Genomic DNA, 22999 nt, shown 5'->3' on the forward strand with positions numbered 1-22999 from the left:
TAAATTAGTTGTTTAATGGCTTATCTAAAGATGAAGTTATAATCTTAATTGTATTTATTGAAAGTTTTTCGACAGATGACATAAAAGCAATCATAAGCGACTTAAAAAAACCTATTATTTTATCCAAAACAAAAACCCAATAATAGTAGCTACTACATTGGGTTTTTAACTAATTTCAAAATTTAATTGTGATCAGTAATACATTCTAGTTCTTTATTAAAAATTCCCTCCTGGCACATCCCACCATAGTCTGGTTCCTGCATTATCTGCCCCCCCAAGCTTACTAATGGCATTAGAAACTCCATCTGGATTTGTCTGCAGTTCACTATCTACAAAGGGGATTCTGCGTATCTGAAGATCTGTATCTACTACTCCTCCGCTTTGATTACTTACAACTGGAAACAATTTAGGATATCCCGTACGTCTGTATTCGCTCCAAGCTTCCTGACCTTCTGGAAACATTGCTATCCATTTTTGTGTAATAATACGTTCTAATTTTTCTTCATTAGATGCACTATTATCCCATGCAATAGTAATAGTACTCAAAGCATTTGTACTATTTGAGGTAGTGACCGGATCTACGTAATCTTTAGGAGTCAATATATTATTACCTATGTAACTTGCAGCACCTGAAATACTATATTGATCAAAAGACGTTACTATACCTTGTTCATAATTAGCTTGTACATCGCCTGCACCTGACCAACCCCTTAAAGCAGCTTCTGCCTTCAAGAAAAAAACCTCTGCCGCAGTCATAAGCTGTACCCTTGGCGATAATACTGTTTCTGAAAGTAATGAAAAGGTAACATAGTCTGCTTTTTGTGCAAGTTCATCTGCATATCCAGGTAATAATGGCAAACCATTTCGTATTCCTTTAAATTCTCCTTCATTTACCTCTGAAGTAATAAAATAACTATTAATTCTAGGGTCTTCATAACCTACTAGTATTGATTCCATTGACGCATTCATCCTAATATCTCCCCAAGAATTGTTAATCGTTTTTATAGGATGATCAAGTGTTCCGTTTATGAAAAAGCTTTCTGAATTTGCTTCAATTACTCCAATAGGATGATTTAATGATTTTTCTCCTTCTGCCTTTGCCTTTGCTGGATTAATTTTTGAAATGCGTATGGCTAAACGTAACCTTAGAGAGTTTGCATATTTTATCCAACTTTCATAATTTCCTCCATATGCCAAGTCAAAAGCAGTAAACCTTGGACTATCTATGTTTTCTGACAAAATCATTATTGCCTGTTCTAAATCTATAAAAAAAGCATTGTACGCTTCTTCCTGAGAATCATACTCACTTGTTGTAGCGGAGGCTCCAAACTTAGTATATACTATTGGTCCAAAAACATCAGAAACGCGATGCATCGCACTTACTTTTAATAATTGAGAAACTGCAAATAGCTCGGGAAATTCTTCTTTTGTTTCGTTTTCTATTGTTCTCGCGTTGTTCATTACATTAGAGTACGGTACACTCCAAATAAAATTATTCCAACCACTAACCAAATTATAAGTCGAATTATTAGCTCCAGCCACAAAGGGTCTAGGATTAGTCATATATCCAGAAAAAATATCGGCATTTAAATTTTGTTGCAGTTGATATGACCAAACTGGTGTATATTGATAAATGTTTTCAAACATGGGCTTATATAAAGACCCTACATTTTGAAAATCTACTTCTAATTGTTCTTGAGTTATATTTCTGGGGTTGCCATCTATTTCTTCTAAATTATCTGAACATGCCCAGAATACCAAAGAAAAGGCAACAAGACTTGATAAAAATATATTATTTCTATTTTTCATTTTTCTTTTTTTTAAAACATTAAATTCATATTCAATCCCCAGCTTCTTGTCGAAGGAAGCCCGAGTACATCAACTCCTTGCAATGCATTTCCAGTACTTAATGAAACATTGGGGTCATGAGGTGCATCTTTATAAAAGAAGAATAAATTATTTCCAATTAATGAAGCTTTTATATTTCTAAAAAAAGATGATTCTGATAATTTAAAATTATACCCTATAGCCAACTCTGCAAGACGAATATTGGTTGCACTATAAACATATTCTCCTGTAAATCCGTTTCTACCACCAGCTAATCCATAATATTCTTGAGCTGTTAAAGTAGATGGATCACCTGCCAGGTTTACTACTTCGATAGTTGCATTAGTGGTTTCTCTTTGAGAGTTATTACTTAATCCTTCGATAATAGCTTCTGTCATACTTATCGTTTCTCCTCCAAATTTCCCATCAATTAAAAAGTCAAGACTTACTTTTTTATAGGTTATTGAATTATTCCATCCTAATGTAAAATCCGGATTTGCATTACCAACTTTTTCAAGTCCTGCAATAGTATTATCAGGGTTTTCATCATTAAGAACTATAGCCCCGCTATCAACTATTGGTCGACCATTAGCATCTCTTTTAACGACTTGTGCATAAATATCTCCGTAAGATCCTCCTTCTACTAAATATGACGCAAAAGTATTCACACCAGGAGCAGAAATAACTTGATTATCAATTTGCACATCATCAGAAGGATTACTAATTTCTTTTACCTCATTTCCATTCGTAGCAAAATTTATGTTAGAAACCCATTTAAAATTTTCTGTTTGTAATGGTACAATGTAAATCGCTCCTTCAAAACCTTCATTAATGATATCTCCAGAATTAACTCCGACCGTAACAGATCCCGTTCCTGTAGAAACCGGAACTTGAAAATACTGATCTACAGTACTTGTATGATAGTACCCTAGGTCAAACCCTAATCGATTATCAAAAAATTTCCATTCTGTACCAATTTCGTATGATTTTTGTTGTTCTGGGCGCACTTCTCCCAAAGGTCTCACAGGATCCAATGGGCTTATCCCTCCTCCAAAAAGAATTTGGCGTTCTGGAAATACTGTATTTGCAGGTACATCATTCCCTACTTCAGCATAAGATCCTCTAATCTTTGCAAAGGATATCTTATCACCCATTTCAAAAATTTCGCTTAATACTCCTGTGACTCCCACAGATGGATAGAAATAAGAGTTGCTTCCCGAAGGCAATGATGATGACCAATCATTTCGTGCTGTTAGATCAACAAAAACCTTTTCATTAAATCCAAAAGTGGTACTGGCAAACACAGAGTTTACTTTCTTATCTAACGAGGTTTGAAATATCGATACTTGTGGGTTAGCATTAAAGTTTTGAATTGAAAAAACATTTGCAAATTGCAATCCTCCATTTGTACCTGAATCGGCATTTAAAATTTCAATAGTTGTTCTAGTTGTACTCCCTCCGACATTAGCAGATATTGTAAACTCGCCAAATTGTTTATTAATAGTAGCTATGACATCCCCATAAAGTTGTCTTATATCTTGTTCATTAAAAATATATCTTCCATTTGCAGGTGCTAATGTAGCATCTGTTGTAGCAAAAACTTGTTTGTCATAATCTAACAAAGTTTGATCATATGTTCCTCTAGTCTGTAATGATATCCAATCCTTGATCTTGAATTTTAAACTCATTGATGCTAATAATTTTCTATTCCTATCTTCACTCGCATTTCTATTTAATATCCAATACGGGTTTTGTTCTATATCTGAAGTAGCTCTGAACCATCGTTGACTTTGTATATTCCTGTTTGGATCAAATGTTTCAAAATTTTCATAATCAATCAAACGTTCTCCCGCGGCATCAAAGTTATAGGCACCCACTAACGGATTAAAGTATAACCCCGATACAGGTCTATTCGTAATCGTTTGAGTTGTCGCTAGAACGCTCGCGTTAGCCGTAACTACGCCATCAAAAAATTTAGCCGTTTCTCTTACGTTAATTGTATGTTGTTTTAAATCATTTGTTGGTAATATCCCTGATGCAAAGGTATTTGAGTAAGAAAAATAAGTTTGTGCATTTTCACTACCTCCTGATGCTGATAATGATGTAATCGAAGTAACGCCTGAATTAAAAAAGTCGTCAATATTATTCTCTGCCTCATCATTCAGCTCTACAAAGTATGCTGCACTATCTACCGATAAATTAGATGAAAAATCTACTTTAAAGCTTCCTGATCTTCCTTTTTTGGTAGTTATTAAGATAACTCCATTTAAACCTGCACTACCGTATAGAGCAGAAGCAGATGCTCCTTTTAAAACCGTTAATGATTCTATATCATCTGGATTTACTAAAGATAACACATCTCCCCCATCTTTATTTCCGCCATTAATATCTCCAAAGGTATCATTAGGTTGACCTCCCGTGGGATTAGACAACGGTACACCATCTACAACATAAAGCGGTTGATTATTTCCTAAAGAAGAATTACCACGTAAAGTAACTTTAACAGACCCTCCTGCACCAGAAGAACTTCGGTTAACAACAACTCCTGATATTTTACCTGAAAGGCTGTTCACAGGGTTTGTTTGTTTTACTTTACTAAGTTCTTCGGCATTTATATCCTGAGCTGCGTAGGTTAGCGATTTTCTACTTTTTTGAATCCCTAATGCTGTGACGACGACATCTTCGAGTTGCTCCAGATCCTCTTCCATGGCAACATCGATTTCATTAGCATTATCAATAGTCCTAAATGTAGTTTTAAGTCCTAGATAGCTAAACTCTAAAATTTGTCCTAAAGAAGCCTCGATCGTATATTTACCATCAAAATCTGTTAATACTCCTTTTGTTGTTCCCTGTACAATAACATTAACTCCAGGCAGAGGTGTCGAATTTGCTCCTTTCGAAGTTACTGTTCCTGAAATTGTTCTTTCTTGTGCTTTTACTTGATCTATAATTAATAGACAAAAAAAAGCAGAAAAAATCAAAATAGTTTTTTTCATGAAATTAAGATTGATTTGTTTATTTATTCTTTCCTAAAGGTAGATAGCAATAAAATTGAAAAAGAAATTAAATATCCCAACAACATAAAAGAAACAACAAACAACACTTTTTTAGAGACAAGTGTTTTACAGAAAAAAGGATTTTAAAATAATTAGTCAACTATTTTGTTTTTCATCAAAAAAACGCATAATTTTTTCACGATTTTAAACATTTATTAACAAAGTCGTAATAAAACGTAAATGTTTTTTCAGAAAACTAATATTGTTTAGAATTCATCCTATACAATACTAAAACCCCCAATTTTATGACTATAAAATGTATAATCATAGATGATGAACCATTAGCCATTAAGGTAATTGAATCTCATTTGGCTGAATTTAAAAATATAGAACTTGTTAATTCGTTTGGGAATCCGTTGGATGCTATACAAACAATTGAAAGTGGTGATATTGATGCATTGTTTATAGATATTAATATGCCAGGTATGAATGGTTTAGATTTTATTAAGAACAGTAAGCACAATTATCAAGTAATTATTACAACTGCCTATAGAGAATATGCTGTAGAGAGTTTTGAACTAGATGTCTTAGATTATTTAGTTAAGCCAATACCATTTAACAGATTTCTAAAAACGATCAATAAACTAAGTCAAATTTTAAATAAAAGTCAATTAAGAAATAACGATTATACAGGGAATAAAGAGCCTTTTATTTTTGTTAAAGTAGACAAAAAGCTTGTCAAAGTGCTATTAAAAGATATTCTATGTATTGAAAGTTTAAAAGATTATATAAAAATAATTACAGTTTCTGGTAATTACCTTGTTCATAAATCCCTTACGGGTATTACTGAAGAATTACCAAATTCTAACTTTATTCGTGTGCATAGGTCTTATACAATAGCTATTGATAAAATAAAATCTGTAGAGGGAAATCTCATAGAACTAGCAGGTAAAAAAATCCCAATAGGACGTAATTATGTAAAACACGTTAAAGAAACAATTTTTAATAACAGTAAAGATTTACACACATAAATATCATCTTCATGATCACATTATCAACATTAGATCTTATTCTAATATTTTCTTTTTTTACGATAACATTAGTTATTGGTATCGTAGTTTCAAAAAAGTCAGGAAAGAATACTAACGAGTTTTTTCTTTCTGGAAGAAATATGCCTTGGTGGCTTTTAGGGCTATCAATGGTAGCCACTACTTTTTCTACAGACACTCCAAATTTAGTTACAGATATTATAAGAAAAGGAGGCGTATCTGGAAACTGGGCTTGGTGGGCATTTTTGATTACGGGGTTATTAACCGTCTTTGTTTACGCCAAACTCTGGAGAAAATCAAACGTGAATACGGATATTGAGTTTTATGCTTTGAGGTACGGTGGTAAACCTGCTCATTTCTTAAGAGGTTTTCGAGCAATTTATCTCGGTGTGATTTTTAATGTTCTAGCCATGTCTGGAGTAACACTCGCAGCGATTAAAATTGGACAAGTAATGCTTGGGCTTACTGCTTTAGAAACAGTAGGAATAGCCTCATTGGTAACCGTTATTTTTAGTGCTATTGGCGGATTTAAAGGAGTAGTATATACAGATTTTATTCTTTTTTTTACAGCAATGATTGGTGCTATCGGTGCAGCATATTATATTGTAAACCTACCAGAAGTAGATGGGATTACTAATCTTATTTCTCATCCGCAAGTATCCGACAAAATATCTTTGTTACCTGATTTTGACAATACAGAATTGTTAGTTTTATTATTAATCATTCCATTGGCCGTACAATGGTGGAGTGCTTGGTATCCCGGTGCAGAACCTGGAGGGGGTGGATATATTGCACAGCGTATGCTTGCTGCAAAAGATGAAAATCATGCAATCGGTGCGACTTTCTTTTTTAACATTATGCATTATGCATTGCGACCTTGGCCTTGGATTTTAGTGGCTCTTGCATCCTTAGTATTATACCCTAAAGATGATGCAAATACTATGGAAGCAGCTAAACATAACTATATTAAGATGCTGACCATATCCGATACAAGAGAACTCACAGAAGGGGAACAAAAACAAATGGACGCCTACTACTTTGCTTCTGAAGGACTTACTGCAATTCGCGAAGCTTTTCCTGAAGAAGTTGTACAAAAAGATAAAATAGGTCATGACCTTGCATATTCTGCTATGTTGACTCGGTTACCTTCTGGATTACTAGGCATCGTATTAGCCTCGTTAATAGCGGCATTTATGTCAACAATATCTACCCATCTAAATTGGGGATCATCCTATATTGTAAATGATTTTTATAGACAACAAGTAAACAAAAACGCATCAGAAAAAGAATTGGTATTAGTAGGTAGAGTATCAACTGCTCTACTTATGGTATTAAGCGCTCTACTAGCATTACTATTAACAAACGCAAAACAAATCTTTGATTATATACTCATGTTTGGTGCAGGTACTGGATTAATTTTTATTCTTCGTTGGTTTTGGTGGAGAATCAATGCATGGAGTGAAATCTCAGCCATGTTTGCTTCGGGGATAATATCGATTATTTTTAATTTAAAATCTGTAAATCTTGTTTTGTTTAATGAAGAAATGCTTCCTACATGGTCAAAATACCCAATAATTGTTGGTATCACAACGGCAATTTGGATTGGCGTTACCTATTTAACGAAGCCAGAAGATAATAAAGTATTATTTGATTTTTATAAAAAGATACAACCCGGAGGTCCCGGTTGGAAAACAACATTGCAAACCGCAGAAAAAGAAGGAATAACCATAAAAACAGACTTTACAACATGGAGTGTCCCTTCTGGAATTCTTGCTATGTTAGTTGCGTGTGTTCTTATTTATGGGGTGCTTTTTGCAACGGGGTACTGGATTTATGGTAACTATACCCTCGCTATTATTTTAACAATTGTTGTGATTGTTGCAACCTATATTTTAAGTAAGTTGTGGATGAAAATAAAATCTACAATTTTATAGTAGCTAAGTTGCAATATTAAAACAATGAATAACTTTTTTTTAGCATTCCTATTTTTTTTAGGAAGCATGTTTTTATCCGCTCAAGAATCTAATTTTACGAGAAAAGATACTTTACGAGGATCAATTACCCCAGAACGGGAATGGTGGGATCTTACGTATTATCATCTGGATATTAAAATTGATCCTGATCAGAAAACAATTTCTGGAAAAAATACTATTTATTACAGAGTGCTAAAAGGTAGTACTGTTATGCAAATTGATTTACAACCACCTCTTAAAATTGAAAAAGTAATACAACAAGGAAAAGAATTACAAGTAAAATCAGAAGAAAATGCACACTTTATAACCCTTACTCATAAACAAAAGGAAAATGATCTTAATTCTCTTACCGTTTTTTATAGCGGAAAACCAAGAGAAGCTATCAATGCACCCTGGGATGGTGGCATTTCTTGGACCAAAGATACAAACAACAAACATTTTGTTGCTTCTTCATGTCAAGGTTTAGGTGCTAGCGTTTGGTGGCCAAATAAAGATCATATGTATGACGAGGTTGATAGCCTTTTGATTAGTGTTAATGTACCTGATGATTTAATGAATGTATCTAATGGAAGGTTGCGCAAAGTCGAAGAACATGATGATAAAACGAAAACTTTTCACTGGTTTGTTAATAACCCTATCAATAATTATGGGGTAAATATTAATATAGGTGATTATACCCATTTTGGTGAAAAATACAAGGGAGAAAAAGGCGAATTAGACATGGATTATTATGTTTTAAAAGATAATCTTGACAAAGCAAAGAAACAATTTAAGGATGCTCCTAAAATGATGAAAGCTTTTGAGCATTGGTTTGGCCCCTACCCTTTTTATGAGGACAGTTTTAAGTTAGTAGAGGTACCTTACTTAGGGATGGAACATCAGAGTTCTGTTACTTATGGAAATAAGTATATGAATGGATATTTAGGCAATGACCTTTCTGGTTCAGGTTGGGGTTTAAAATTTGATTTTATTATTATTCATGAAGCTGGTCATGAATGGTTTGCAAATAATATCACGTATAAAGATGCCGCAGATATGTGGGTACATGAAGGGTTTACGGCATATTCAGAGAGTTTATTTCTTGATTATCACTACGGAAAAAAAGCTTCTTCAGAATATGTAATTGGTACACGTAAAAGAATTCAAAATGACCGACCTATCATAGGTCCTTATAATGTAAATAAAGAAGGATCCGGCGACATGTATTTAAAAGGTAGTAATATCCTGCATACATTGCGACAACTCATCGAAGATGATGAGAAATGGCGTAGTGTTTTAAGAGGTCTTAATAGTGAATTTTACCATCAAACGGTTACCACAAAACAAATTGAAGAATACATTAGTAAAACTACAAAAATTGATCTTACTCAGTTTTTTGATCAATACCTTAGAACAACAAAAATTCCTACTCTAGAATATTCATTCAAAGATGAAAAGTTAAAATTTCGATACACGAATATCATAGAAAAATATGATACTCCCGTACGTATTTTTATTGATAACAAACCAAAATGGATTCAACCAAATGCAGATTGGCAAACTGTTAATTTAAAAGGTGATACAATTAGTGTTGATCCTAACTTTTATATAAATGTGAAATCCATGTAATGCAAATTAAAAAAGTAGTCCTACCTGAAACGTCGATGTTAATTAATAATCCTAACGATTATAGGGATAGTTACTGTGGACAAATTGATCTACAGGATAAAACAATTACTATTGATCAAGTAGGAAATGCTTTTTTTGTTTCTTCACCAAAATGGATTGGTTTGTTACTTTCGTTTCGAAATAAAATAGTATCCCTCTTTGGTTTAAAAACAGGACACGCAATAAGCAAAGAAAAAAAATTAATTATAGAAAAAGGAGAACAGATAGGTTTGTTTAAAATATTTGATAAAACTGAAAATGAAATAATCTTAGGAGAAGATGATAAACATCTTGATTTTAGAGTCTCTCTTTTTCTGGATTCACATACACAACATAAAAAAAAGTTAATCATTTCTACGATTGTTGTATTTAATAATTGGTTCGGCAAAGTATATTTTTTACCCGTTAAACCATTTCATAAGGTAATTGTTAGAAATATGCTTAAAAATACGATACAAGAACTTAAGTATTAGATTTAATATCCACAAAACGCATGAAAATATATTTTCCACAATGGCAAGGTTCTGGTAATGGTAAAAATATTGAACCAGGAGCCAAAGCCATATTAAATTATATAAATGATTCTGAATTTATAAATATTCCCCTATCTGAAATTCCCGCCGGAAAAAACGGTGAGAAAAAGCATCATATCAATAACTATGAGGCGATAACAGAGCAATTAAATCGTCTAAAAAACAACATCGAAAATAATCAACCAGATTTCATTAAAACTATCGGTGGGGATTGCGGTCTAGAGATTGTACCCGTTTCATACCTCAATCAAAAATATCCGAACTTGGGTGTCATTTGGTTTGACGCCCATGCAGATATTAATAAACCCTGCGACTCTCCAAGTTGTAATTTTCATGGTATGCCATTGCGTACTTTATTAGGTGAAGGTGAAGCAAAAATGAATCCTCTTTTATTTTCGACAATACAGGCATCACAGATTCACTATGTAGGTCTTCGTGATATTGATAAAACCGAACAAGAAAGAATTGATAAAGGAAACATTTATGCTCCTATCAAAACAGATAGTAATGATTTAGTACAAACACTAAAGTCAAAAAATATTACGAATGTTTATCTTCATTTTGATTTTGATTGTTTAGAACCTCAAGATTATAGTAAAACGTACTATCAGGTACCAAACGGGGTTACCATTAAAGAGGCAGAGCGTTGTATAAAAGCATTGCAGGACAACTTCACTGTAGTGGGAAGTAGTGTTCTAGAATCAATTACTGTTATCCCTTCAGAATTAAAACCTATTGAGAAGATAATTGATGAATTAATGAAAAAATAAAATGAATTCCATATATAAATTTTTATGCTTTCTACTTATAGCAGGACTTATTTTAAGTTGTGACACATCCAACAAAACAAATTCTCAAAAGAACAAAAATGAAGTATTGGTTTTAGGAACTATTCATAGTGGGCATCGTACCGACAGCATTTATAATATCTCTTATTTAAAAAGACTAATCAAACAAATAAAACCAGATTATATTCTTGCAGAAATCCCACCTGATCGTTTTGAAGAAGCTGCTTTGGGTTTCATAAAAAATGATAGCATTTCAGAACCAAGAGTAATGCGTTTTCCAGAATATACAGATGTTGTTTTTCCACTCACCAAAGAAATGGAATTTGAAATTATTCCTACAGCTGGTTGGACCAAACCTATGGCAGATGAGCGAAGTCAAAAACTAAGGGCTATACGTAAAGATAGTACTCGTGCAAAAGACTGGAAAAATTACTTAGCCGCAAACAAACAATCTGATGACGTATATAAAGCGACAGGTAAAGTAAATGATCCGTATTTTATACACACAAATACATATGATAGCATACAAGATATAAGCCTACAAGTGTACAATAGATTATTTAATGTAGAATTAGGTCTTGGAGGCTGGGACAACATTAATATCGCTCATTATTGGAATATTGAAAAAGCACTAGAAAAACATCGATATCAAGGAAAAAGAATGTTAATCATATACGGTGCAGGTCATAAAGGTTGGTTTTTAAGAGAATTGCGTAAACGAGATGATATCAATTTACTAGAAATGAAACCTTTTTTAGAAGCTATTCGATAAAGCAAGATAACATATATATCAGTAATTAAAATAGTATAGAACTAAAGAGAATCACAAACAAATGAAAGCACTTGTTTACGAATCATTTCAAGGCCCATTAAGCATCCAAAATGTTACAGATCCAACACCAAAAGAAAATGGTGTTGTTATCCAAGTAAAAGCTACAGGGCTTTGTAGAAGCGACTGGCATGGGTGGATGGGACATGATCAAGATATAGAATTACCACATATACCTGGACATGAGTTAGCTGGTGTAATTGTTGAGCTTGGTAAAAATGTATCTAATTTCAAAATAGGAGATCGTGTTACGGTACCTTTTGTTTGTGGTTGCGGGACATGTGCTCCTTGTATCTCTGGAAACCATCAAGTATGCGATCATCAATCTCAACCAGGATTTACACATTGGGGGTCATTTGCAGAGTATGTAAGTATTGATTACGCCAATACAAATCTTGTAAAACTTCCTAATGAAATTAATGATATTACGGCCGCTACACTTGGATGTCGTTTTATTACCTCTTTTAGAGCTGTTGTAGCACAAGGCAAGGTTACTGCGGGCCATTATATAGCTATACATGGTTGTGGCGGTATTGGTTTATCTGCTGTTATGATTGCCAATGCATTAGGAGCTCAGGTAATAGCAATTGACATTAATGATGATAATTTAAAATTAGCTTCTGAATTAGGGGCAACCAATACGATTAATGCGGCCACTACTAAAAACATAATAGAGCATATAAAATCAATATCTAATGGTGGCGTTCATGTATCTATAGATGCTCTAGGAAGTGCAACGACATGTTTTAATTCTATTGCTAATTTAAGAAAACAAGGGAAACATATTCAAGTAGGTTTAATGACTGGAGATCATCAACACCCAAAAATACCTATGGATCAAGTTTTGGCAAATGAGTTAGAAATTATAGGAAGTCATGGGATGCAGGCTTATAAATATCCAGAAATGTTAACTATGATCAAAAACGGTACTTTACAACCTGAAAGATTGATTCAGAAAACTATTTCGTTAGAAGATGCTATTACTGCTTTACCTAACATGAACACCTTTGATAATAAAGGTATGCAAGTAATTAATTCATTTTAAAATATCATGGCCTAATACTATAAAAATGATACCATATATTATCACATTTATTGCTGCAATTATTCTTGGCATGTCCAAATCTGGACTTAAAGGTATGGGAATCGTTATTGTTACATTAATGGCCCTAGTTCATGGTGCCAAAGCATCCACGGGTATACTTTTACCTCTTTTGATTTTTGCAGATATTCTTGCTGTAACTTACTATAATAGGCATACTCGATGGAAATATCTTTTGCAATTCTTACCATGGATGATTGCTGGAGTATTAGTTGCAGTATTTGTTGGTAAAAATTTACCAGAAGAATTATTTAAAAAAGGAATGGCTATTATTATCATTATTAGCGTCATAATAATGTTTTTCTGGGAACGTTACGATAAAAGTAATATACCAAAGAAGTTATGGTTTATTGGTACTACTGGTTTTGCCGCTGGTTTTACCACGATGATAGGTAATCTCGCAGGAGCATTTACCAATATCTTTTTTATGGCAACTCGGATTCCTAAAAATGAATTTATTGGTACAGCGGCTTGGTTATTCTTCATTATCAACCTGTTTAAATTACCTTTTCATATATTTAGTTGGGAGACAATACATAAAGAATCTCTTACAACAGATTTATACCTTATTCCTGGGGTTATCATAGGTTTTATTATAGGAATTAAAGTTGTAAAAAGATTTAAGGATCACCAATATCGAAAGTTTATTTTGATTATGACCGCTATTGGCGGAATTGTAATCTTATTTAAATAATATCATTCAAATCTAGAATCGAAAATATGAAAGTAAAAGTTGGGTTAGTACAAGATAGTCCTGTCTTTTTTGATAAAAATAAAACTATCAAAAAAATAGAAGATCTCACTATAAAATATGCAAAACAAGGTTGTGAATTTCTTGTTTTTCCTGAATCCTTCATACCAGGATATCCACGTGGATTCTCTTTTGGAGCTAAAGTAGGTAGCAGAACAGACGAAGGAAGAATTTTATATTCTGAATATTATAAAAATAGTATTGATCTAGAAAGTGACGATTTAAAAAGACTAGAAAAACTTTCTAAAGCCCAGAATATATATTTAGTTATTGGTGCTACCGAAAAACAAGAAACTAACGGAAGTTTATATTGTTCTATGCTATATATATCCCCAACAGACGGTTTATTAGGTGTACACAGAAAAATTAAACCTACGGGAACAGAAAGAATTATTTGGGCAGAAGCTGCGGGAGAATCTCTTGTTACTTTTAAAACCAAGATTGGAAAATTAGGAGGGCTGATTTGCTGGGAAAATTATATGCCTCTGGCAAGAATGTCAATGTATAAAAAAGGGGTTGAAATTTATATCGCACCAACTGCAGATTCTAGATCCGAATGGACCGCAACTATGAAGCACATAGCCTTAGAAGGAAGGTGTTTTGTATTGGGCTGTAATCAATATTATACCAAATCCATGTATCCTCAAAAATATCAAGACCTTGTTAAAGATGATCCTGAAGAGATATGCCCGGGAGGCAGTATAATTGTTTCTCCTTTAGGAAAAGTTATCGAAGGGCCTCTTTTTGGAAAAGCCGGAGTTTTAATTGCAGAATTAGACTTAGATGAAATCAGTCATAGTAAACTTGATTTTGATGTTATTGGACATTATGCACGAAATGATATTTTTCAATTCGAAGCAAAAGAGCAACCTAACATAAAAGAAGAAAGTAAATAACATAATGAATACAGTTCCTGAATTAAAAACTGAAAGATTAACTCTAAGACCATTAGTAGATAGTGATAGAGAAGCTATTCGTTTCCTTAGGTCCAATGAAGAAGTTAATCAATATATAAAAAGACAACGAACAAATACCGACGAAGATGTTACTAATTTTATAACCAGAATTAATAATCAGACTAAAAAAGGCGAAATATTATTTTGGTGTATCACAAAAAGAGATACAACGCTTACCATAGGTACTATTTGTTTATGGAAATTCTCAAAAGATTTTAAAACAGCAGAAGTAGGGTATGATTTACATCCTAAATCACATGGTCAGGGCATTATGAGTGAAGCATTATATTGTGTTCTTGACTACGGGTTTGAAACGTTACATTTAGATACTATAGAAGCATACACACATAAAGATAATATCCCTTCTAAAAAACTACTTAAAAACAATAACTTTAGGTATCATAAAGATAAAAAAGATGAAGGTAATCTAAACAATAGTATTTTTAGCATTCATAAAGATAACTTCAAAAAATAATATCTCTAATGGAAAAAATTATGAATAGCAAGCTCATTATTCTGATAGTTATTATTTCAATAGTTTTTATAGCTTGTACTACAAAAAACGATCAAAAAAACGATAATTCTAAAAACGAACAGCTACTTTGGCTAAGTATCGACAAATTTAATAATGCCTTTAAAGAAGGTAATATTGAACAGTTAGCCTCAATGATTACGAATAATTATACGCATACTAATACTACGTCAAAAGCTATAGACAAGAATACATGGCTGACGTACCTAAGCAAAAGGAAAAAGGAAATTGATTCTGGAAACCTTATTGTTAACACATATGAAATGACAGAAAAAAAAGTAACATTTTATAATAACACTGCGATAGTAACCGCAAAAGTTAGTACTTCTACCACTAGACTCGGCAAATTAACAGAAAATGAATTTCGAGTAACCAATATTTGGATTCTTGAAAAAACGAATTGGAAAAGAGCCGGATTCCATGATGGAAAAATCAAGTAATTTTTTAAAGCCCACTATTCATCCTAAAAAATCAACAATTCAGTAAGTTTACCCTTAGAAATTCAAATCTAATCTCAATCTTTGGGATCATAAAACTAACTGATGGAACAAACAATTAAAATTTTCATTTACATACATGCTTTTTTTGGAGGGCTTGGATTATTAACTGGAATAGTAAGTATAATCGCTAAAAAAGGAACTAAACTTCATAAAAAAACTGGAAAACTATTCTCTATAGGCATGATCACAAGTTCATTAATTTCATTGCCAATTTCTTTGATGCCCAATCATGAAAATATCTTCTTATTCTTAATTGGTCTTTTTACTATTTATTTAGTTGTGGCAGGCAAAAGAGCACTTTTGTTTAAATCTAAGCATAAAAAACAAACAGATTGGATAGATAAAGTAATTTCTGGAAGCATGTTATTATTTTCTGTAGTAATGATAGCTGTTGGTAGTTATGGTGTTATAAATGTGATAGAAAACAGTGTTTTATTTTTATTCTTTGGCGCTTTTGGGCTATTTACAACGGTAAAAGATTTTAGGTTTTACAGCACGTATTCAGTAACAAAAAACGCCTGGCTAACCTCTCATATAAGTAAAATGATAGGTGCTTTTATAGCTTCTGTAACTGCCTTTATTGTTGCTGGCTTAGGTATCGGAAATTTATTCGCTTGGATTACGCCTACGATTCTAGGAATCATTTATATGATATATTGGAAAAGAAAAACAAAAGTAAAACCCTTGTTAAACAGGCAGGTGTAAATTTTAAAACATCTCATCTATAATTCCTTGATTTTTTATAAATAAAGATGCTATATTTATTCTACAAATAGTAATCAATAGTATAAACCAGAATATCTATGGAGCTTGTTTCTGAATTAAAATTGTCAGAAAAAAAATCTCTTCAATTGTTTAAAGGAGATTTAACTAATATTTCAGATGACCACAAGGTTGATTTCCTTGTACTTTCAGCTTTTCCTGATAATTACTCTCCTACCACAACTTCTCTTATTGGTGGACTGCATCGCAAAGGGTTATCTATAGAAAAATTATCCAAAAATAAAGAATTAGATCTAAGAGCTTTTTCTCATTGTTGGATCTCTAAAGAAATTGATTACCCAAATACTAAAAGGATTTTGTGTTTTGAACCTATCCCCCATACGAATCCGTATTCGCAAATCGCAGAAATTTTTCAAAGCTTAACATTCATTTCAAAAAGCCATTCAATAAAAACAATTGCTATGCCTTTATTAATGACTGGAGACCAAAACTATTCTGAAGAACTTGTTGTAAAAGAACTGGTTAACACAAGCCTGTTATGGTTAGAAAAAACACCTTTTGAAACCATCAAAATTGTAGAGATAGACGAGTCTAAAGTAAACTCTCTAAAATTACTTTTTTCACAAAAAAAGAAAATTAACACTGGTCAACTTCCAAAAGCACCAGCTCCTCCTTATGATTTTTTTGTAAGTTATAGTCGAAAAAACACCAAAGAAGTAGAAATCATTAAGAATGTTCTGGGAGAAAAATTTAATCTCTTTATAGATACCGAAGATATTGATATTGGAACGAATTGGTTAGATAAATTAAATACTTCTATGGCAAACTCTAAACGATTTATAGTATGTTTATCTGACGCCTTTGTACAATCCAAGTTTTGTAAGTATGAATATTCCTTTTGTAATTTAAAATTTATAACCGAAGGTAGTGATACTGTATTGCCAATCTATTTATACTCTGCAGATTTACCTTTTGAGATGAGTATTCTAAACTTTTTTAATGCCAGAGAAGGCGATACTGAAAAAATAAATGAATTTTGCCAAATGATTTTATCTAAATACAATTAAATTCTTTTTACTAATGTAGTATTTAAAGAATCTATATAGAAATCAATACTTTTATTCATCACTATTTAATATTTTTTATTAGTTTAGTGCTCAAATACATAAAACCATTTTCCCCTTCCTGTTTTATGTATCCCAAATAATTATTAATACATAAAATTCTATGAATTTCTTTTTGCAAGCAAAGAGCTTATCCGAGCAGGATACAGTGATCGTCATAATGATAATTGTTGCTATTGCTTTCTATTTTATACCATCGATCATTGCACTTATACGATGGAAAAAAAATTTAGTTGCTATAATAGCATTAAACTTTTTTCTAGGGTGGAGTCTTATTGGTTGGGTAGTTTCTTTAGTTTGGAGTCTATCCAGTGATAGTAAACCACAACCCATTGTAGTAAAATCACAAACACCTATCACTAAAGAAGATGGAATTGACAAGTTAACCAAACTAAAGAAACTTCTAGATGATGGAGCTATTACGCAAGATGAATATGACCACCAAAAAAGTAAGATTTTAAAAAAACGATAAATTCAACGTTTATAATTACCAACAAAATAGTTACCTCTTAAAACCTATAACCGTATTAAAACAATAGAAAGTAACTTCAGTAATAACCGCCATGAAACTCCGAACCTTTTTTTTAACTTTTATACTTGCTCATTTTATATATAATACAAGCGCTCAGGTTAAAGTATCTCCAATTGCATCAATAGAACAGCATACTATAAATTCAAAAATTCTAAAGCAAAACGTAGGGATTAACATCTATTTACCAGAAACTTATGACAATGATTGTCCGTTGCATACCTATCCGTTAATTGTATTACTAGAGGATGAATTTTTCTATCAAATAACTGGTGTAGTAAAACATCTTAGCTCTGTAAGTAGCATGCCCGAAGCAATTGTAGTAAGTTTTCCAAATGACTTTGAAAAATTTTATGCCCCAAAAGTGTATACAAATAATAGTGAATTTTGGCCAAAAAGTTGGAAACAAATGCCCTTTGATGGAAACCCTGATGTATTTAGTAAGTTTTTAAAAGACGAGCTGTTTTCATATCTCTCTAAGCAATATAGAACTGCTGATTATAGAATGATCGTGGGAACCTCTGCTACTTCAACTTTTCCTTTACATACTTTTAGTAAAATGCCAGATTTGTTTCAAGCTCATGTTGCTATTGCCTCAGGAGATATTCTAGGGATGGGATATAAACCTGAAGAAACATTTATAGATGCCATTATAGATCGATTAAATACTAACAAAAATCGCAGAGCACATTTATACGTTACATCTGCCGATGAAGATGTTACATATGATGCTAAAATTGCTACCAACATAAAAACATTACAAAACAAAACATCATCATATACTTCAGACAAAATCAAAATAAAGGCAGAAGTTATTGCTAATGAAAGTCATTATGGAGTAGTCTTATCTGGTTTTATTAAGGCCATGGAAGTATTTTTTCCAAAAAATAAATGGAATAAAGAGTTTAGCGATTTTGAAAAACAAAACGGCAATACGATAAGTAATATTGATACATATTACAAAAGGCTATCCTCAGAATATGGGTATCCAATTTTACCAAAAGCAGAACGTTGGAATAGTGGAAGCAGTTTACAGGCAAGTGCCAATAGACTTTTAAGACAAAAACGATATGATGAATCTATAGAAGTATACAAACGCTTGGTGACCTATCGTCCAAAATCTGCACAAGCATTAAGTACTCTTGCCTCTGCGTTAATTGCAAACAACAAATTTAAAGAAGCACTAAAAGTACAAGAAAAGGCTATAAAGCTAGCTAAAGAATATGATCGTGAACATTTAAAGTACTATGAAGACCACAAAAAAGAAATTACTTTAAAAATGGAAGCGGTTCAAAACTAATCTTTTATAAAATAGTACTGTTTATTTTTAGTGTAGTATCAAAGTAACTAGTCTTATACATAATTAGCTGTATTTAAAGGAAAAAGCATAATATCGTTTACTCTTTTTGATTTTTTTTAGAACAGGTGTAACAATACTAAAATTTGTGCATCAAAGGGAAAATCAAAATACAAAAACGATGAAAACATTTAGGACAACTTTAGTAGTATTATTTATTGTATGTTTCGGGTTTAGTCAAAATTCGGCAATAAAATCAGAAGTTATAGGAAAAGGGAATACAATTCTTTTCTTACCAGGTTTTACCACTCCCGGATCAATCTGGAAAGAAACAGTAAATCATTTAGCTTCAAAAAACGAAGCACATTTAATTTCATATGCCGGTTTTAATGGTAATCCACCAATAAAAATGCCTTGGTATACTACTATCAAACAAGAGTTAGTAAACTATATTAAAGATAGAAAGCTAAATCACGTTACAATTATCGGGCATAGTATGGGAGGTAATCTTGCAACAGATTTAGCTGCAATACTTCCTCAAAACATACATAAAATAATTATTGTTGATGCAATCCCTTGTATGCGTGAACTCATGATGCCAGGAGTACCAGAAAGCAATATTCAATATGAAAGTCCTTATAATCAACAATTATTGGTCATGAAAGATGCTGCATTTAAACAAACGGCAACTATGATGGCGCAGAATATGACCAATCAAAAGGACAAATATGATACTCTTGTTAATTGGATGTCAGAGGCCGACAGAGAAACTTATGTATATGGATATACTGATTTACTAAAACTAGATTTAAGAACAATACTAGATAGGATTACTGCAAAAACTCTAATTTTAGGAGCATCGTACCCAAATAAAGCCATTGCACAATCAAATTATGAAAAACAATATAAAAAATTGTCAAACAAAACGATAGTAATGGCAGATGACAGTAAACACTTTATCATGTTTGATAAACCCGAATGGTTTTATGCAAAAGTTAATGCCTTTTTAGCAGATGAGTAAGAAGAACCAACAGTTTTTTGATACTATATATAGACAGTGTTATCCTATGGTATTACAAATGTGTTTGGGTTTTATGAAGGGTGATACAGATATCGCTAACGATTTATCTCAAGAAGTCTTTATAAATATCTGGAAAGCCATCGATAAATTCAAAGGTAAATCATCTTCTAAAACATGGGTATATCGCATAACCGTAAACACATGTCTTCAATATATCAGAAAAGAAAAAAAGAAAAGTAATATACCCTTAGAAAAAATAGAAGGAATACTAGCTGACGAACATTCGGGTTCTAAGACAGAACAAGACCAAAGTTTATACCGAGCAATAGGTAAGCTAGAAAAAATAGACCGATTAATTATCATGATGGTATTAGAAGGTCAAGACTATGACAACATATCAAATGTTTTAGGTATTCAACCTACTAATGTTAGAGTAAAAATTCACAGAATTAAGAAAAGACTTAAAAAAATATTGGACAATGAACAATGAATTCTATGACTTACAACGTAAGTGGCAAAAAAATAAAGAACAAATACGAAACGAACCAATGGCAATGGACACTATGTTAGCTGCCGTTACAAAGAAAAAGGCTTCAACTATACGATTTCAGTATGGAAATATAGTCGTATTACTAATTACTTTAGTTGTTATAAGTTTATTTTTCTATTATATCGCTCCAGTACAACAAATACTAAGTAGAATTGGTGTTGGATTAATGATTGGCGGTCTTTTTTTAAGAATAATTATAGAATTTATCAGTATTATAAAATCCAAAAAAGTAGACATAGTCAACAATGTATTATCAACAACACAAGAAACAATAAACTATTATAATTTTAGGAAAAGGATACATGGACCTTTAACCGTAATTATTATTCTTTTATATACTATTGGGTTTTATATGATAACACCAGAATTTAGTCTTTATTTTAGTACTTGGCAGATGATTCTTATCAATACTTCTTATATTATTGCAGCGGCTATTTTTATTCCGATCATTAGAAAAAGTGTAAAACAAGAAGTCAAAACACTTCATGAGATTATTGAATTAAAAGAAAAAATAATAGCGGAAAGTGTCTTGTGAATATGATTAAGAGTAATTAAATCAAGAAAGATCATAATTTAGATCATATTTATTATGAGTAGGTAAAACAAAAAAACAATCTATTCATTAGCCATTGTCCTGCTATTAATGGTTACCTAAAAGGTACTTTTGACCTTTGTATTGATATTAAATTTTCATAAGTTTAACCTGAAGGAAATGACGGCTTACTATTAATTTTATTAATGCATTTTTTTCTTGAAACACGTTATGGATAAAACAAAAACAAAGAGTTTATTAATCATATTTTTAACAATAATTACTTTTTATTCTTGTAAAAATAAAGAGGATGATAATTGGACAAATTTATTAGATAAAGAACTTACAAACTGGGATAATTATCTAAGTTTTAGACATCAATTAGGCTATGATGGAAAAGCTCCTAAAGATGAAAACGGAAATGATATAGCTCCAATTGGTTTAAATCAAGACCAGTACAATGTTTTTAGTGTTATTGAAGAACAAAATGATCCTGTTTTAAAAATTAGTGGTGAAATTTATGGATGTGTGGTTACTAAAAAAGAATATTCAAATTATCACTTAAGGTTACAAGTTAAATGGGGTGAAAAAAAATGGAATCCCAGAAAAAGCTTATTAAAGGATTCAGGTATATTATATCATTCAATAGGGCCCATGGGAGCAGAATATTGGAGATCTTGGATGCTCTCTCAAGAATTTCAAATTATGGAAGGTCATATGGGTGATTATTGGAGTCAATCAACTTCGGCTATTGATATACGTGCTTTCATACCAGAGTATATCATGAACCCTGTTGCGGATAAAAGTCAACCTTTTCTGCCCATTGGTAAAGGTGAAAAAATATCAGGTTTCTGTCTTCGCAGCGCAAATTATGAAAATGAACCTGGTCAATGGAATACGTTAGAGTTAATATGTTTTGATGACAAAAGTATACATATTGTAAACGGCCATGTAGTTATGATTCTTAAAAATTCAAGATACTTAGATAACGGTAAACCAATTCCTATGAATAAAGGAAAAATTCAGATACAAAGTGAAGCTGCAGAAGTATTTTATAAAAACATAGAAATCAAAACGCTAAAAACCCTTCCAAACAAATATTCTCAATACTTTTTGTAACGCTATAAGATTAAAACAATGATTCTATTAAGAGAATGTATATCAGATCAGGTTGATATTGACAAAAGCAGTTTAGACGCTATTATATCTTCTTTTGAAGTAAAAAAAATAAAAAAAGGAGAGTTTTTTCTTGAATCGGGAAAAATATGCAGAAAAATGGCATTTATAGCTTCGGGTTATTTACGAATGTATGATATAGCAGATGGAAAAGAAATCACTTTATGGATAGGAAGCAGTGGTAAATTTATTACATCCTTATCAAGTTTTGTCTTCGAATCCAGTAATTATTGGAACATTCAAGCATTAACAGATTGTACACTTTATGTTATCAATCGTAAAAAACACTTTGATTTAGGTAAACAAACTCCAAAATGGATTGAATTTGACAATCAATTATTAGCACATTCATTTGCGTTGTTAGAACGAAGTATGTTTGCTCAATTACATACTACAGCGAAACAACGGTTTGAATCTTTGCTCGAAGAGGAACCTGCCCTTTTTAATCATGTCCCGTTACAACACATAGCTTCAATGCTTGGTATTACTCCAGAATCCCTAAGTAGATTAAGAAAAAAAGTAGCGGATTAAGTTTCTTTAATTTTTTTCTGTAACACCATCGCT

22 protein-coding genes are annotated in these 22999 nt (G+C 32.0%); 20 read left to right on the forward strand and 2 right to left on the reverse strand.

Going from position 1 to position 22999, the window contains the following annotated elements; genetic code table 11:
* Positions 1–216 precede the first annotated feature (216 nt).
* Both D1816_RS07650 and D1816_RS07655 read right to left on the reverse strand, forming a co-directional pair.
* The gene (locus tag D1816_RS07650; RefSeq protein ID WP_118502002.1) at positions 217–1809 is read right to left on the reverse strand and encodes a RagB/SusD family nutrient uptake outer membrane protein; all 1593 of its coding nucleotides are present in this window, start codon (positions 1807–1809) and stop codon (positions 217–219) included.
* Between the two features lie 11 nt (positions 1810–1820).
* The gene (locus D1816_RS07655; RefSeq protein ID WP_118502004.1) at positions 1821–4823 is read right to left on the reverse strand and encodes a TonB-dependent receptor plug domain-containing protein; all 3003 of its coding nucleotides are present in this window, start codon (positions 4821–4823) and stop codon (positions 1821–1823) included.
* A 305-nt stretch (positions 4824–5128) separates the two neighbouring features.
* Here D1816_RS07655 and D1816_RS07660 point away from each other — a divergent pair, with 305 nt between their 5' ends.
* From D1816_RS07660 to D1816_RS07755, 20 genes are all read left to right on the forward strand, one after another.
* The gene (locus D1816_RS07660; protein ID WP_118502006.1) at positions 5129–5854 is read left to right on the forward strand and encodes a LytTR family DNA-binding domain-containing protein; all 726 of its coding nucleotides are present in this window, start codon (positions 5129–5131) and stop codon (positions 5852–5854) included.
* Positions 5855–5865: 11 nt separating this feature from the next.
* Positions 5866–7806, forward strand: a complete 1941-nt coding sequence (locus D1816_RS26065) for a sodium:solute symporter family protein (RefSeq protein WP_233565235.1) — start codon at positions 5866–5868, stop codon at positions 7804–7806.
* Positions 7807–7830: 24 nt separating this feature from the next.
* Positions 7831–9453: a M1 family metallopeptidase gene (locus D1816_RS07670; protein ID WP_118502008.1), complete on the forward strand. Its 1623-nt coding sequence runs from the start codon at positions 7831–7833 to the stop codon at positions 9451–9453.
* Positions 9453–9965, forward strand: a complete 513-nt coding sequence (locus D1816_RS07675) for a DUF2867 domain-containing protein (protein ID WP_118502010.1) — start codon at positions 9453–9455, stop codon at positions 9963–9965. Before D1816_RS07670 ends, D1816_RS07675 begins: the two co-directional genes overlap by 1 nt.
* Before the next feature lie 20 nt (positions 9966–9985).
* Positions 9986–10795 (forward strand): arginase family protein, encoded by an 810-nt coding sequence (locus D1816_RS07680; protein WP_118502012.1) that lies wholly within the window; start codon positions 9986–9988, stop codon positions 10793–10795.
* A 1-nt stretch (position 10796) separates the two neighbouring features.
* Positions 10797–11585 (forward strand): hypothetical protein, encoded by a 789-nt coding sequence (locus D1816_RS07685; RefSeq protein ID WP_118502015.1) that lies wholly within the window; start codon positions 10797–10799, stop codon positions 11583–11585.
* 61 nt (positions 11586–11646) lie between these two features.
* Complete coding sequence (locus tag D1816_RS07690; protein WP_118502017.1) at positions 11647–12687, forward strand: zinc-dependent alcohol dehydrogenase family protein; 1041 nt, start codon at positions 11647–11649, stop codon at positions 12685–12687.
* Between the two features lie 25 nt (positions 12688–12712).
* Positions 12713–13438, forward strand: a complete 726-nt coding sequence (locus D1816_RS07695; RefSeq protein ID WP_118502019.1) for a sulfite exporter TauE/SafE family protein — start codon at positions 12713–12715, stop codon at positions 13436–13438.
* A 26-nt stretch (positions 13439–13464) separates the two neighbouring features.
* Positions 13465–14391 carry a carbon-nitrogen hydrolase family protein gene (locus tag D1816_RS07700; protein WP_118502021.1) on the forward strand — a complete coding sequence of 309 codons (927 nt, stop codon included), beginning with the start codon at positions 13465–13467 and terminating at the stop codon, positions 14389–14391.
* 4 nt (positions 14392–14395) lie between these two features.
* A complete protein-coding gene (locus D1816_RS07705; RefSeq protein ID WP_118502023.1) occupies positions 14396–14926 on the forward strand; it encodes a GNAT family N-acetyltransferase in 531 nt (176 codons plus the stop codon).
* A 20-nt stretch (positions 14927–14946) separates the two neighbouring features.
* Positions 14947–15423, forward strand: a complete 477-nt coding sequence (locus D1816_RS07710; RefSeq protein ID WP_158597716.1) for a nuclear transport factor 2 family protein — start codon at positions 14947–14949, stop codon at positions 15421–15423.
* A gap of 102 nt (positions 15424–15525) precedes the next feature.
* Complete coding sequence (locus tag D1816_RS07715; RefSeq protein WP_066318236.1) at positions 15526–16188, forward strand: hypothetical protein; 663 nt, start codon at positions 15526–15528, stop codon at positions 16186–16188.
* A 98-nt stretch (positions 16189–16286) separates the two neighbouring features.
* Positions 16287–17273 (forward strand): toll/interleukin-1 receptor domain-containing protein, encoded by a 987-nt coding sequence (locus tag D1816_RS07720; RefSeq protein ID WP_066318238.1) that lies wholly within the window; start codon positions 16287–16289, stop codon positions 17271–17273.
* A gap of 160 nt (positions 17274–17433) precedes the next feature.
* Positions 17434–17802 carry a superinfection immunity protein gene (locus D1816_RS07725; protein WP_082832558.1) on the forward strand — a complete coding sequence of 123 codons (369 nt, stop codon included), beginning with the start codon at positions 17434–17436 and terminating at the stop codon, positions 17800–17802.
* Between the two features lie 91 nt (positions 17803–17893).
* Positions 17894–19159, forward strand: a complete 1266-nt coding sequence (locus tag D1816_RS07730) for an alpha/beta hydrolase-fold protein (protein WP_118502027.1) — start codon at positions 17894–17896, stop codon at positions 19157–19159.
* 178 nt (positions 19160–19337) lie between these two features.
* Entirely contained in the window at positions 19338–20177 is an 840-nt protein-coding gene (locus tag D1816_RS07735) for an alpha/beta fold hydrolase (protein ID WP_118502029.1), read from the forward strand.
* The gene (locus D1816_RS07740) at positions 20170–20667 is read left to right on the forward strand and encodes an RNA polymerase sigma factor (RefSeq protein WP_066318249.1); all 498 of its coding nucleotides are present in this window, start codon (positions 20170–20172) and stop codon (positions 20665–20667) included. Before D1816_RS07735 ends, D1816_RS07740 begins: the two co-directional genes overlap by 8 nt.
* Positions 20657–21262, forward strand: a complete 606-nt coding sequence (locus tag D1816_RS07745; protein WP_118502031.1) for a hypothetical protein — start codon at positions 20657–20659, stop codon at positions 21260–21262. Before D1816_RS07740 ends, D1816_RS07745 begins: the two co-directional genes overlap by 11 nt.
* Positions 21263–21490: 228 nt before the next feature.
* Positions 21491–22378: a DUF1080 domain-containing protein gene (locus D1816_RS07750; protein WP_118502033.1), complete on the forward strand. Its 888-nt coding sequence runs from the start codon at positions 21491–21493 to the stop codon at positions 22376–22378.
* Positions 22379–22396: 18 nt separating this feature from the next.
* The gene (locus tag D1816_RS07755; RefSeq protein WP_066318261.1) at positions 22397–22966 is read left to right on the forward strand and encodes a Crp/Fnr family transcriptional regulator; all 570 of its coding nucleotides are present in this window, start codon (positions 22397–22399) and stop codon (positions 22964–22966) included.
* The last annotated feature ends 33 nt before the right edge of the window (positions 22967–22999 follow it).

Source organism: Aquimarina sp. AD10, from assembly GCF_003443715.1.
Lineage (GTDB): Bacteria > Bacteroidota > Bacteroidia > Flavobacteriales > Flavobacteriaceae > Aquimarina > Aquimarina aggregata.